Here is a 12,528-nt window from a genome sequence, read left to right on the forward strand (position 1 = left end):
GCCAGCTCGTCATACGACGGGCGAACACCTTCCCCCACAAGCAAGATCATCCCACATGGCCACTCACAGCCCGGAAACGACCTGAACAGTTACCGATCAGGTAGTCAATGACATCTGCGCAGCGAACGCCCCCAACGCATCCCGCCGCCGCCCGGGATCGGCGTCGCCAGGACTGATGACAATCCGCGTAACCCCTTCCGCGGCCAGCGTTTCGACATCCTCCGGCGACATGTCGAGAGACCCCCACCGCGTGTACTGCACCCGATCCGGATCACGCCCCGCCGCGATCGCCGTCGTCCGGACGAGCGCGAACTGCCGGCGACGCTCCTCCGCCGTCAGCCTCCCACCAGGAAAGTACCCATCCCCCCGCAACCCGGCCCGCCGCGCCGCGGCCGCACTGGACCCGCCGACGTGGATCGGCAGCTCCCCCAACGGTTTCGGGTACACGCACGCGTCCTCGAAGCGGTGGAACTCACCGGCGAAACCGACCCCCGACTCGTCGCCCGCCCACAACGCGCGCAGGATGTCGATCGCCTCGTCCGCCCGCCGGCCCCGGCTCGCGAAGTCGACGCCGACCGCGCGGGCCTCGCCGGGCAGTGCGCCCACGCCCACCGTCAGCAACCGCATGCGGCCGCCGGACAGGACGTCGATCGTGGCGAGGCGCTTGGCCAGTGTCACCGGGTGGTGGTACGGCAGCAGCAGGACACCCGTGCCCAGCAGGATGCGCCTTGTCCCGGCGGCCACGAAACTCAAGCACTCCAACGGGTCCGCGTACGGCAGCGACGGCGGCAGTGCCACCTCCCCGATCTTCGCGCCCGGGTACAGCGCGACGTGCTCCGGCAGGTAGAACGACTCGAACCCGAACTCCTCCGCGTCCCGGGCGAAGCCCAGGAGCGTTTCCGGGTCGGCGCCGAAAAAGGGTGTGCTGTAACTGATTCCGAACTCCACGCCGCGAAGGTAGACCTTCACGCGAACGTCAAGGCAAGTTCATCCCGGTGAGGCGGGCGAGGGCGGCGAACCCGTCGTCGGAGCCGGGCCAGTGCTTCCGGACGGCGTCGAGCCCCGCCCGCCGGACGACGCTCCGCAGCACCGCCGCGACGATGATGGCGTCGTCGGCGTAGCCGAGCACCGGGATGAAGTCCGGGACCAGGTCGATCGGCAGCGCGAGGTAGGCCAGCAGCAGGCCGAGCCGGACCCGCACGCCGCGGGGCAGGGTCTTGTCCGCCGCGAGCCGCCGGAGGAGCCGCAGCAGGTCCGGGAGCAGGCGGAGGGCTTCCTTGAGCTGCCCTCCCCGCGGGCGGGCGACGAGCAGCGCGACGACGAGGGCGAGCCACGCGAGCACCAGCGCGCCGGCGATGGCGATCAGCAGATCCCACCAGAACGAACCGGTTCCCATGGCACGATGCTACGGCGGCGGGATTCAGCGATTCCGCAGCTGGGTCCCAGCGATCCTGTGCGCTGGACCGCCGCGCCGTCCGGGCGAACACTCGGAGCATGCAGCGTTCCGAAGCGACCGACCTGACCCGCCTGCTGCGACGCCTCGCGATCCGGGCCCTCGCGCTCGGCGCGGTGACCGCCCTAACGGGCCTGACCACCGTCGCGATGGCCCTCGTGCTGGCCGGGTTCGGGTTGCTCTTCGTGCCCGTCCGCGAGCGCTGACGGCCCGTCCAGCAGGTGCGCCAGCAGGGCCCGCGCGGCCGGGTTCGCCGGCCGGGGGCCGCGGCCGGCCAGGTGGATCGAGCGGCTGAAGCCCGGCTCCGCGAGCGGCGCGTACGGCAGCCCCGACTTCTCCGCCACCGGGCGAGGGACGATCGAAACGCCGAGGCCCGCCGCCACCAGGTCGACGAGCAGGGGCATGTGGGTCGCCTCGCAGACCCGCTGCCTGCGGACACCCGCGTCGGCGAACCGGCGGGCGATCATCACCTCGATGCCGCTGCCGCTGAAGCCCACGAACGGCTCGTCGGCCAGCTCCGCCAGCGGGATCCGGTCGCGGCCCGCGAGCCGGTGGCCCGGACGGCACAGCAGGACCAGGTCCTGGCTCCAGCTCGCGAAGCTGAACAGATCGGCCGCCAGCGGCTCCGGCACGGCCAGGAAGCTCAGGTCCAGCTCGCCGTCGGCGATGCCCGCCGTCAGGTCGAAGACCGTGCTCTCGCGGACGTGGATGCGGACACCCGGGTAGCGGAGCCGGAACTCGCCGAGCTTCGACGGCAGGTCCACGACCGTCAACGTCTGGATCGTGCCGATCGACACCCGCCCGCGCGTCAGGCCGCTCACCGCGGCCACCTCGCCGCGGGCGGCCGCGACGTCCGCGACGATGCGGTGTGCCAGCGGGAGCAGCGCCCGGCCCGCTTCGGTCAGCGTGACGCGGCGGGTGGTGCGGTCGAACAGCGAGGCGCCCAGTTCGCCCTCGAGCTTCCGGATCGACGCGCTCAGCGCCGACTGCACCACGTGCACCTCCTGCGCCGCGGCCGTGAAACTCCCGCTCCGCACCACCGCGAGGAAGTGCTCGACCTGCCGCAGCTCCATGCACCGACCATAGGCCGGTCCGGCGCGGGCGCCCGGGGCCGTGGTGGTCACATCACCGTCCGTGCTCGCCAGCACTCGTCCAGGTAATCACTCATCCGTGTCGGATCCGGCGACCGATCGCCTCGAATGTCGCAATGGGCACTACTGCCCGTCCGCAATTCGCGGCCGCTCCCCCGGCCCGAGCACCACGACAAGGTGGCCGGCCCGGCGGTGATCACTTTTCGCGCAGTGCCCCGGCTCCGGTCGCGCGGCGAAATCCTTGCCGCGCGTAGCGATTTTGATAGCGTGGCCGGGCTTCCCCAGCGGGCCGAACTCTGACCGGCGCCGCTTCCCCCCGTTTTTCCTTTGCGGTGAAAGGACTTCTTCATGCGCACCACCCTGCTCCGAGCCGGGAGCCTGGCCGGGATCACGGCCGCCCTCCTCGCGGGATCCGCCGGCGTCTCGGCCGCCGGCGACGCCGTCACCGGGTCCGCGTTCGGGGCCTCCGCTTCGGTTTCCGTGCTGCCCGGTGTGCTCACCGGCGACAAGGGGATCACCGTCGAGACCGGGCAGCTCGCCGCGTCGAGCAGCACCGGGCCGGCTTCGGCGAGCGTCGCCGACGTGCCGCTCAAGGGCCTCGTCACGGCGAAGGCGATCAGCAGTTCCGTCGTGACCGGCGACGGCACCGTGGCCGCCAAGGCGAGCGTCGCCGAGGCGACCCTGCCGCTGCTCGCGCCGGTCGCCGGGCGGGTGCCGTCGATCCGGGTGATCAGCGCACGCTGCGCCTCGGCCGACGGGCACGTCACCGGCAGCAGCGACCTCGCCGGCGTCAACCTCGGGCGGCTCGGGACGCTGCCCGCCGCCACCGGGCCGAACCAGCGCCTCGGGATCCCCGGGGTGGCCGAGGTGATCGTCAACGAGCAGGTCCAGCGCTACGACGGCGGCCTCGAAATCACCGCGCTGCACGTCAAGCTCCTCGACGGCGACGCCAAGCGGCTCGGCAGCGGCGACGTCAAGCTCGCGTCGGTCACCTGCGGCCCGTCCAAGGAGCACGCGCCCCAGGCGCCGCCGCGGCCGGGGCCGGGCCAGGTCGTCGTCGTGCCCGCCGGCGCCCCGCAGACCGGCGACGGCAGCCTCGCGGCGGAGGGCTGACGATGCCCCGCCGCGCGCTGCTGATCGGCCTCCTTTCCCTGCTGCTGGCGGGATGCGGGGCCCAGACCACCCCCGCCGCGCCACCGCCGAGCGCGGTTCCCGCCGCCACGGTCGCCCGGTCGCTGCCGACCGCGCTCGACGTCCCGGCCATCGACGCGAAGTCGTCGCTGGTGTCGCTCGGGCTCAACCCCGACCGGACGGTCGAGGTGCCGCCGGTCGACCAGCCGCTGCAGGCCGGCTGGTACGAGTACGGCCCCACGCCGGGCGAGGCCGGGCCGGCGGTCATCCTCGGGCACATCGACGGCGACCACCGGAAGGGCATCTTCTGGCGGCTGCACGAACTGAAGCCGGGTGAAGAGGTGCACGTCGACCGCGAAGACGGCGGACGGCTGACGTTCGCGGTGACGAAGGTCGAGCAGATCGCCAAGAAGGAGTTCCCGACCGAAGCCGTCTACGGCGACACGACCGACCCGGAACTGCGCCTCATCACCTGCGGCGGCCGGTACGACGCGGCGAACCGCAACTACCTCGACAACGTCATCGTGTACGCGAAGCTCAAGCGCTGAGCGCGTACGACCGCTGAGACGCGTGTTTCGCGGGTGACGGCCCGGGGAAGCCCCGCCCGGGGGCCGGCACTCGAGGAGGTCGTCATGGCGGCAACACCGGCGTCGTCCGGGGTGCGGACGCTGATCCCGGCGCGCATCGACCGGCTGCCCTGGTCGCGGTTCCACACCCGGATGGTCGTCGCGCTCGGGGTGGCCTGGATCCTCGACGGCCTCGAGATCACCGTGGCCAGCGCGGTCGCCGACACCCTGACCAGCCCCGAGACGCTGCACATGTCGTCGACGGCGGTCGGGCTGCTCGCGACGGTCTACCTGGCGGGCGAGGTGGTCGGGGCGCTGTTCTTCGGCAGTCTCTCCGACAAGCTGGGCCGCCGGAACCTGTTCATGCTCACCCTCGCCGTCTACCTGGCCGGCAGCGGCCTGACGGCGCTGACCCTCGGCAACGGCGCGGGCTGGGTGGTCTTCCTGTACGCCACCCGGTTCGTCGCCGGGATGGGGATCGGCGGCGAGTACGCGGCGATCAACTCCGCCATCGACGAACTGATCCCGGCCCGCTTCCGGGGCCGGGTCGACATCGCCGTCAACGGGACGTACTGGGCCGGGGCCGTGCTCGGCACCATCGGCACGTACATCCTGCTCAACCAGGTGGACCTGTCGCTGGGCTGGCGGCTCGGCTTCCTGATCGGCCCGGTGCTCGGGCTGGTGATCCTGCTGGTGCGGCGCCACCTGCCGGAAAGCCCGCGCTGGCAGATCATGCACGGCCGGACCGAGGCCGCCGAGGAGTCGATCGCGCGGATCGAGCGCGAGGTCGAGCACGCGGGCCGGGACCTGCCGCCGGTCGACGAGAAGAAGGCCATCGAGGTGACGCCCGCCGAGCAGATCGGCTACGTCGCGCTGGCCAGGGTGCTGTTCCGCGAGTACCCGTCGCGCGCGGTCCTCGGCGCGTCGCTGATGATCAGCCAGTCGTTCCTGTACAACGCGATCTTCTTCACCTACACACTGGTGCTCGGCAAGTTCTACGGCGTGTCCTCGGCGGCCACGCCGATCTACCTGATCGCGTTCGCGGTGGGCAACCTGGTCGGGCCGTTCACCATCGGGCACCTGTTCGACACCCTCGGCCGGCGCCGGATGATCTCGGGCACGTACGTCGTTTCGGGCGTGCTGCTGGCCGTCACCGCGGTGCTGTTCTACGCCGGTGCGCTCAACGCGATCACGCAGACGATCGCGTGGTGCGTGATCTTCTTCTTCGCCTCCGCGGGCGCCAGCGCGGGTTACCTGACGGTGAGCGAGATCTTCCCCCTCGAAGTCCGGGCGAAGGCGATCGCGGTGTTCTTCGCGATCGCCCAGTGCTTCGGCGCGCTGGGCCCGGTCATCTACGGCGCCCTCATCGGCACCGGCGACCACCCGGTCCGCCTCTTCATCGGCTACCTGCTCGGCGCGGCGGTCATGGTCGCGGGCGGGCTGGTCGCGCGGTTCCTGGCCGTGGACGCGGAGGGGAAGTCGCTGGAGGACGTCGCCCAGCCGCTGGCCGCGGGCGGACGACGGGGGCGGACCCGGGCGGAGGGCGCTTCGTCGCCGTTTTCGACTTGAGCGGGTCGGGGTCGGAGCGTGGCCGGCGATGTCATGAAAGGGTCGTTCATGTCGTCTGGCGAGGTGAAAGGGTCGTTCACTACGTCCCGGGCCAGGGCCCGGTGAAGTCGCGGCGGCGAGCGGGTGACCGGTCGCCCCCGCCTGGGCCGTGGCCTGCCCGGCGCCGCGGGGATCGGCCGGGCTGCGCGACTTTGTCGAGACCCTGACGTCCCGGACGAGGGTCCGGCACAGCCGCGGCGGCTCGCTCGGCGGCTTCGCTGACGTCTTGAATGAGTCATTCAGGTCTTCGGAGGTCCTGAATGACTCATTCAAGACATCGTCCGGTCGCCGGTCCCGCCGAGCCGGTTTACGCTCGGCTCCACAGGGGTAGCCCGGCAGCGAAGCGGAGCGGGAGGTGACATGGGACCACGGCACTGGCTCGAATCCTGGCCCGTGTACCGCCAGCTCACCGGCACCGATCCGCTCGGCCGGGGCAAGGCCGCCGAGTCCTCGCGGTCCGCCGCCCTAGCGCCGCGGACCGCGAGCGCCGACCGGGTCGCGAAATCCGTCTGCCCCTACTGCGCCGTCGGGTGCGGGCAGCAGGTGTTCGTCAAGGACGAGAAGGTCGTCCAGATCGAAGGCGATCCCGACAGCCCCATCTCGCGCGGGCGGCTTTGCCCGAAGGGGTCGGCCAGCACGCAGCTGGTCACCGGGCCGCAGCGGGAGCGGAAGGTCCGGTACCGCGCGCCCTACGCCACCGAGTGGACCGAGCTCGATCTCGAGACCGCGCTCGACATGGTCGCCGACCGGGTGCTCGACGCCCGGCGCAAGGGGTGGCAGGACACCGACGAGCACGGCGCGCCGCTGCGGCGGACGATGGGCATCGCCAGCCTCGGTGGCGCGACCCTGGACAACGAAGAGAACTACCTGATCAAGAAGCTCTTCACCGCGCTCGGCGCGATCCAGATCGAAAACCAGGCGCGTATTTGACACTCCGCCACCGTTCCCGGTCTGGGGACTTCCTTCGGTCGCGGTGGCGCGACGGACTACCAGCAGGACCTGCAGAACGCCGACTGCGTCATCATCATGGGCTCCAACATGGCCGAGGCGCACCCGGTCGGGTTCCAGTGGGTGATGGAAGCGAAAGCTCGTGGTGCGCAGGTGCTGCACGTCGACCCGCGCTTCACCCGGACGAGCGCGCTCGCCGACGCCCACGTGCCGCTGCGGGCCGGGACGGACATCGCGTTCCTCGGCGGGGTGATCAACCACATCCTGAGCAACGACCTGGACTTCCGCGAATACGTCGTCGCCTACACGAACGCGTCCTTCCTGGTGCACGAGGACTACCGGGACACCGAGGACCTCGACGGCCTCTTCAGCGGCTACGACGAGGCCAAAGCCGCCTACGACCCGGCGACCTGGCACTACGAGGACATCCGGCCGCAGGACACCGGGCACGGGAAGGAGACCTCGCCCTCGGACCAGCACGGCTCCGGCGGGCCGGTGGTCGAAGGCGGCAGCGAGGAGATCGCCGCCGACCCCACGCTGCAGCACCCGCGGTGCGTGTTCCAGATCCTCAAGCGCCACTTCGCCCGCTACACCCCGGAAATGGTCGAGGCGACCTGCGGGACGCCGAAGGAGCTCTTCCAGCGGGTCTGCGACGCCTGGACGAGCAACTCGGGCCGGGACCGGACCGCCGCGCTCGTCTACAGCGTGGGCTGGACGCAGCACAGCGTCGGCGCGCAGTACATCCGCGCAGGGTCGATCATCCAATTGCTGCTGGGCAACATCGGGCGGCCCGGCGGCGGCGTGTTCGCGCTGCGCGGGCACGCCAGCATCCAGGGCTCGACCGACATCCCGACGCTGTTCAACCTGCTGCCCGGCTACCTGCCGATGCCCACGCCGGCGCAGCGCACGCTGGCCGACTACCTCGACGCCGTCAGCGGCGACAAGCAGAAGGGGTTCTGGCGCAACGCCGACGCCTACACCGTGTCGCTGCTCAAGGAGTACTGGGGCGAGAAAGCCACCGCCGACAACGACTTCTGCTACGGCTACCTGCCGCGGATCAACGGCGACCACGGCACCTACCGCACGGTCATGGACATGGTCGACGGCAAGGTGTCCGGCTACTTCCTGCTCGGGCAGAACCCGGCCGTCGGGTCCGCGCACGGCAGGCTGCAGCGGCTCGGCATGGCCAACCTGGACTGGCTGGTCGTGCGCGACCTGGCGATGATCGAAAGCGCCACCTTCTGGAAGGACGCGCCGGAGATCGAAACCGGCGAGATCACCCCGGAGACGTGCCGCACCGAGGTGTTCTTCTTCCCCGCCGCCTCGCACGTCGAGAAGGAAGGGACGTTCACCCAGACCCAGCGCCTGCTGCAGTGGCGCGAAAAGGCCGTCGAACCGGCCGGGGACCAGCGCTCGGAGCTGTGGTTCTTCTACCACCTGGGCCGCAAGCTGCGGGAGCGGCTGGCCGGGTCCGCCGACGAGCGCGACCGGCCGCTGCTCGACCTCGCCTGGGACTACGCGGTGCACGGCGACGAGCCGTCGGCCGAAGACGTGCTGCGGCGGATCAGCGGCCAGGACCTCACCACCGGCGAGGACGTCAGCGGCTACCTCGACCTCAAGGCCGACGGCAGCACCTCCAGCGGCTGCTGGATCTACAGCGGCGTCTACGCCGGCGGCGTCAACCAGGCCGCCCGCCGCAAGCCCCGGTCCGAACAGGACCACACCGCCCTCGAGTGGGGCTGGGCCTGGCCGTACAACCGGCGGGTGCTCTACAACCGCGCCTCGGCCGATCCCCAGGGCCGGCCGTGGAGCGAGCGCAAAGCCCTCGTCTGGTGGGACGCCGACGCCGGTGAATGGACCGGGCACGACGTACCCGACTTCGAGAAGACCAAGCCGCCGGACTACGTCCCGCCGGCGGACGCCGTGGGCCCGGCCGCGCTGCGCGGCGACGACCCGTTCGTCATGCAGGCCGACGGGAAGGCGTGGCTGTTCGCGCCGTCCGGGCTGGCCGACGGCCCGCTGCCGACGCACTACGAGCCGCACGAGTCGCCGTTCCGCAACCCCTTCTACGCCCAGCAGGGCAACCCGGCGCGGAAGGTGTACGGCCGCCGGGACAACCCGTCGAACCCGTCGCCGCCCGAGCCGCACGGCGAGGTGTTCCCGTTCGTCTTCACCGCCGCCCGGCTGACCGAGCACCACACCGCGGGCGGGATGAGCCGGACCCTGCCCTACCTCTCGGAGCTGCAGCCGGACCTGTTCGTCGAGGTCTCCCCCGAACTCGCGGAGCTGCGCGGGCTGGCGCACCTGGGCTGGGCGCACGTCGTCACGTCGCGGGCGGCCGTCGAAGCGCGCGTCTTCGTGACCGACCGGATGCGGCCGCTGCGGGTGCAGGACCGGGTCGTGCACCAGGTGTGGATGCCCTACCACTGGGGCGGTTCCGGGCTGGTGCCCGGCGACGTGGTGAACGACCTGTTCGGCGTCGTGCTGGACCCGAACGTGTTCATCCAGGAGAGCAAGGTCGCCACCTGCGACGTCCGGCCCGGGAAGCGCCCGCGCGGCGCCGCGCTGACCGCGTACCTCGCCGACTACCGGGAGCGCGCGGGCATCACGCCGGAAACGGGTACGCGGGTGTCGACGGCGCACGAGACCCGGCACGTCGAACCCGGCCACGAGGAGGACGGCACATGAGCGTCGAGGACCGGCTGTCCGGCCCGCTGCCGGACGTCGCCGGGGAAGCCGGGCACACCGGGCACCCGCCGCGGGTCGGGTTCTTCACCGACACGTCGGTGTGCATCGGCTGCAAGGCCTGCGAAGTGGCCTGCAAGGAGTGGAACGCCGTCCCCGAGGACGGGCTGGACCTGCTCGGGATGTCGTTCGACAACACCGGCGCGCTCGGCGCGAACACGTGGCGGCACGTGGCTTTCGTCGAGCAGCCGCGCCCGCCGGGCGGACCGGGCACCGCTCCCCCGCCGGGCGCGCCCGAAGACCTCGGCATGCCGTCGTTCGACCTGCCGGGCGCGAAGACCGGCGCCGACGGCCGGACCGACTTCCGCTGGCTGATGGCGTCGGACGTGTGCAAGCACTGCACGCACGCCGGCTGCCTGGACGTCTGCCCGACCGGGGCGCTGTTCCGCACCGAGTTCGGCTCGGTCGTGGTGCAGCAGGACATCTGCAACGGCTGCGGCTACTGCGTTTCCGGCTGCCCGTACGGCGTCATCGACCGGCGGCCGGACGACGGGCGCGCGCAGAAGTGCACGCTCTGCTACGACCGGCTGCACGACGGCCTCGAACCGGCCTGCGCCAAGGCGTGCCCGACCGACTCCATCCAGTTCGGCGAGCTCGACGAGCTGCGCGAGCGGGCCGACCGGCGCGTCGAGCAGCTGCACGAACGCGGGGTCCCCGAAGCCCGGCTCTACGGGCACGACCCGGCCGACGGCGTCGGCGGCACCGGCGCGTTCTTCCTGCTGCTGGACGAACCCGAGGTCTACGGCCTGCCGCCGGACCCGGTGGTGCCGACCCGCGAACTGCCCGCGATGTGGAAGTACGCCGGGATGGCGGCCTCGGCGCTGCTCGCCGCCGCCGTCGCCGCGTTCGGAGGACGCCGCCGATGACCGACCGCAAGCCGCGCCGCTCCCGCGAAGAGCTGGTGGTGCCGGACGCCGAATTCCGGTCGTACTACGGGCGTCCGGTGCTCAAGCCGCCCGTGTGGGAGTGGAAGGTGCCGGCGTACCTGTTCACCGGCGGGCTCGCGGCGGGCACGTCGCTGCTGGCCGCGGGCGCCGACCTGACCGGGCGGCCGCGGCTGCGCCGGGTGGGCCGCACCGGGTCGCTGGCGGCGCTGCTGGCCAGCGTCTACCTGCTGGTCGCCGACCTCGGCCGGCCGGAACGGTTCCACCACATGCTGCGGGTGGCGAAACCGACGTCGCCGATGAGCGTCGGCACGTGGATCCTCAGCGCGTTCGGGCCCGGGATGGGGGTCGCGGCGGCCGCCGAGGTGCTGCCCGCCGGGTCGTGGCCGGGCAAGCTCGCGAGTGCGGCCGCCCGCCCGGCCGGGCTCGCGTCGGCGGCCGTCGCCCCGGCCGTCGCGTCGTACACGGCGGTGCTGCTGTCGCAGACGGCGGTTCCGGCGTGGCACGAAGCCCATCCGCAGCTGCCGTTCGTCTTCGCCGGCTCGGCCGCGGCCAGCTCCGGCGGCTTCGCGATGGCGCTGGTGCCGGTCGAGGAGGCGGGCCCGGCCCGCGCGCTGGCCGCGATGGGCGCGGTGACCGAGCTGGTGGCGTCGAAGGTGCTGGAGAAGCGCCTCGGCCTGACCGCGGAGGCCTACACGACGGGCAAGGCGCACCGGCTGCGGAAGTGGTCGGAGCGGCTGACCGCGGCGGGCCTGCTGGGCACGCTCGCCGGGCACCGCAGCCGCGTGGTGTCCGCGGCCGCCGGCGCGGCGCTGTTCGCCGGGAGCGCGCTGCAGCGGTTCGGGGTGTTCGAGGCCGGGGTCGCGTCGACCGAGGACCCTAAGTACGTCGTCGTGCCCCAGCGCCGGCGCGCCGCAGCAGCACCCCGGCCATAACGCCCGCGACCACGGCGGCGAGGATCCCGGCGTAGCCGAACGTCCACCCGAGCCCGGCCGCGTCGATCACCGGCTGGGCGAGCAGCGGGGAGGCGAACTGGCCGAGGAACAGCGCCGACGTGAGCAGGCCGAGGGCCTTGGTGCGGGCGCCGGGGGCGACCGAGGCGACCACCCAGCCGTTGACCACCGGGTTCAGCAGGCCGATCCCCACGCCGACCACCACCATCCCGGCCGCGGCGGTGCCCAGCCCGCCCGCCGAGCCGAGGACGGCCAGCCCGGCCGCGAACGCGGCGAACACCGCGGCCGCCAGCACCGGGAAGTCCCAGCGGGCGCGCAGGCGCCGGAAGTTCAGGCCGACCACGGTCATCACCAGGTTCACCGCGGCGATGAGCGCGCCGGTCACGGCCGGGCCCGCGCCGCCGACCCGGTCGAGCCAGAACGGTGCCTGCGTCGGCACGGTGTAGAACACGATCACGCCGAGGAACATGACCGCGTACAAGCCGAGCAGCCGCGGCGTCCACGGCGTCGCGGCCGGGGCGTCTTCGGGGCCCGCCTGCGGTGCGTCCGCTTCGGGGACGAACCGGAGCACCAGGACCAGCACCGGCACGGCCAGCAGGTAGACGGCGAACGGGCCGCGCCAGCTCAGCGCGGCCAGCAGGCCGCCCAGCAGCAGCGCGACGACCCCGCCGAATCCCATGGCGGCGCCCTGCAGGCCCAGCACGCGGCCGTGGTCGGCGACGGGGTGGTGGTCCGCGAGCAGCGCGGTCGCCGTGGTCATGACGCCGGCGATGCCGACGCCGAGGATCGCGCGGCCGGCGAGCAGCGCGGGCAGGGAGTCGAGGACCAGGCCGGAGCCGCCGCCCACGATGTAGAGCAGCAGGCACGCGACGAGCACGCGCACCCGGCCGGTCCGGCCGCTGAGCCGGGCCAGCAGCGGCGCGGAGACCATGATCGCCAGTCCCGGCAGGGTCAGCACCAGGCGCACGAGCAGCTGGGCGTGGGGCTCGGCGGCGAAGTGCCGCTCCATGCCCGGCAGGGCCGGGGTGATCGTGGCGCTGGCCATGATCGTCATCGTGCTGACCGCCAGCAGCGTCGCCAGCAGGGACTTCGGCGGCCGCCGCACGATCGTCGTCTCGGTCATGCGGCGAGCGTAGAAGCTCGACCATA

The 12,528-nt window shown here is 72.4% G+C and carries 11 protein-coding genes; 7 read left to right on the plus strand and 4 right to left on the minus strand.

Annotation, left to right across the window (positions count from 1 at the left end; translation table 11 throughout):
- Positions 1 to 96: 96 nt before the first annotated feature.
- Positions 97 to 948: a TIGR03619 family F420-dependent LLM class oxidoreductase gene (locus tag EIY87_RS23530; RefSeq protein ID WP_125311810.1), complete on the minus strand. Its 852-nt coding sequence runs from the start codon at positions 946 to 948 to the stop codon at positions 97 to 99.
- Positions 949 to 976: 28 nt separating this feature from the next.
- Positions 977 to 1,396, minus strand: a complete 420-nt coding sequence (locus tag EIY87_RS23535) for a YkvA family protein (RefSeq protein ID WP_125311813.1) — start codon at positions 1,394 to 1,396, stop codon at positions 977 to 979.
- Between the two features lie 98 nt (positions 1,397 to 1,494).
- On the opposite strand from EIY87_RS23535, the gene EIY87_RS47715 reads away from it, so the two are divergent.
- Positions 1,495 to 1,659, plus strand: a complete 165-nt coding sequence (locus EIY87_RS47715; protein WP_158641344.1) for a hypothetical protein — start codon at positions 1,495 to 1,497, stop codon at positions 1,657 to 1,659.
- On the opposite strand, the gene EIY87_RS23540 is transcribed toward EIY87_RS47715, so the two are convergent.
- A complete protein-coding gene (locus tag EIY87_RS23540; protein ID WP_125311815.1) occupies positions 1,579 to 2,526 on the minus strand; it encodes a LysR family transcriptional regulator in 948 nt (315 codons plus the stop codon). The two genes, EIY87_RS47715 and EIY87_RS23540, sit on opposite strands and share 81 nt — an antisense overlap.
- A 366-nt stretch (positions 2,527 to 2,892) precedes the next feature.
- Between EIY87_RS23540 and EIY87_RS23545 the strand changes: the two genes are divergently transcribed.
- The 6 genes from EIY87_RS23545 (at position 2,893) to nrfD (ending at position 11,361) form a co-directional block, all read left to right on the plus strand.
- Positions 2,893 to 3,657, plus strand: coding sequence for a choice-of-anchor P family protein (locus tag EIY87_RS23545; protein WP_125311817.1), 765 nt, complete (start codon positions 2,893 to 2,895; stop codon positions 3,655 to 3,657).
- A gap of 2 nt (positions 3,658 to 3,659) precedes the next feature.
- Positions 3,660 to 4,223 (plus strand): class F sortase, encoded by a 564-nt coding sequence (locus EIY87_RS23550; RefSeq protein ID WP_125311819.1) that lies wholly within the window; start codon positions 3,660 to 3,662, stop codon positions 4,221 to 4,223.
- An 84-nt stretch (positions 4,224 to 4,307) separates the two neighbouring features.
- Positions 4,308 to 5,810 (plus strand): MFS transporter, encoded by a 1,503-nt coding sequence (locus EIY87_RS23555; RefSeq protein WP_125311822.1) that lies wholly within the window; start codon positions 4,308 to 4,310, stop codon positions 5,808 to 5,810.
- A gap of 399 nt (positions 5,811 to 6,209) precedes the next feature.
- Positions 6,210 to 9,485, plus strand: coding sequence for a formate dehydrogenase (gene fdh / locus EIY87_RS23565; RefSeq protein ID WP_225440004.1), 3,276 nt, complete (start codon positions 6,210 to 6,212; stop codon positions 9,483 to 9,485).
- Complete coding sequence (locus EIY87_RS23570) at positions 9,482 to 10,408, plus strand: 4Fe-4S dicluster domain-containing protein (protein ID WP_125311829.1); 927 nt, start codon at positions 9,482 to 9,484, stop codon at positions 10,406 to 10,408. Before fdh ends, EIY87_RS23570 begins: the two co-directional genes overlap by 4 nt.
- On the plus strand, positions 10,405 to 11,361 hold the full coding sequence (gene nrfD / locus EIY87_RS23575; protein ID WP_125311831.1) for an NrfD/PsrC family molybdoenzyme membrane anchor subunit: 957 nt from the start codon (positions 10,405 to 10,407) through the stop codon (positions 11,359 to 11,361). Before EIY87_RS23570 ends, nrfD begins: the two co-directional genes overlap by 4 nt.
- Here nrfD and EIY87_RS23580 read toward each other — a convergent pair.
- Positions 11,306 to 12,502, minus strand: a complete 1,197-nt coding sequence (locus tag EIY87_RS23580; RefSeq protein ID WP_125311834.1) for an MFS transporter — start codon at positions 12,500 to 12,502, stop codon at positions 11,306 to 11,308. The two genes, nrfD and EIY87_RS23580, sit on opposite strands and share 56 nt — an antisense overlap.
- Positions 12,503 to 12,528 lie beyond the last annotated feature (26 nt).

Origin of the sequence: Amycolatopsis eburnea, assembly GCF_003937945.1 — a bacterium.
In the GTDB taxonomy this organism is placed as follows: Bacteria; Actinomycetota; Actinomycetes; order Mycobacteriales; family Pseudonocardiaceae; genus Amycolatopsis; species Amycolatopsis eburnea.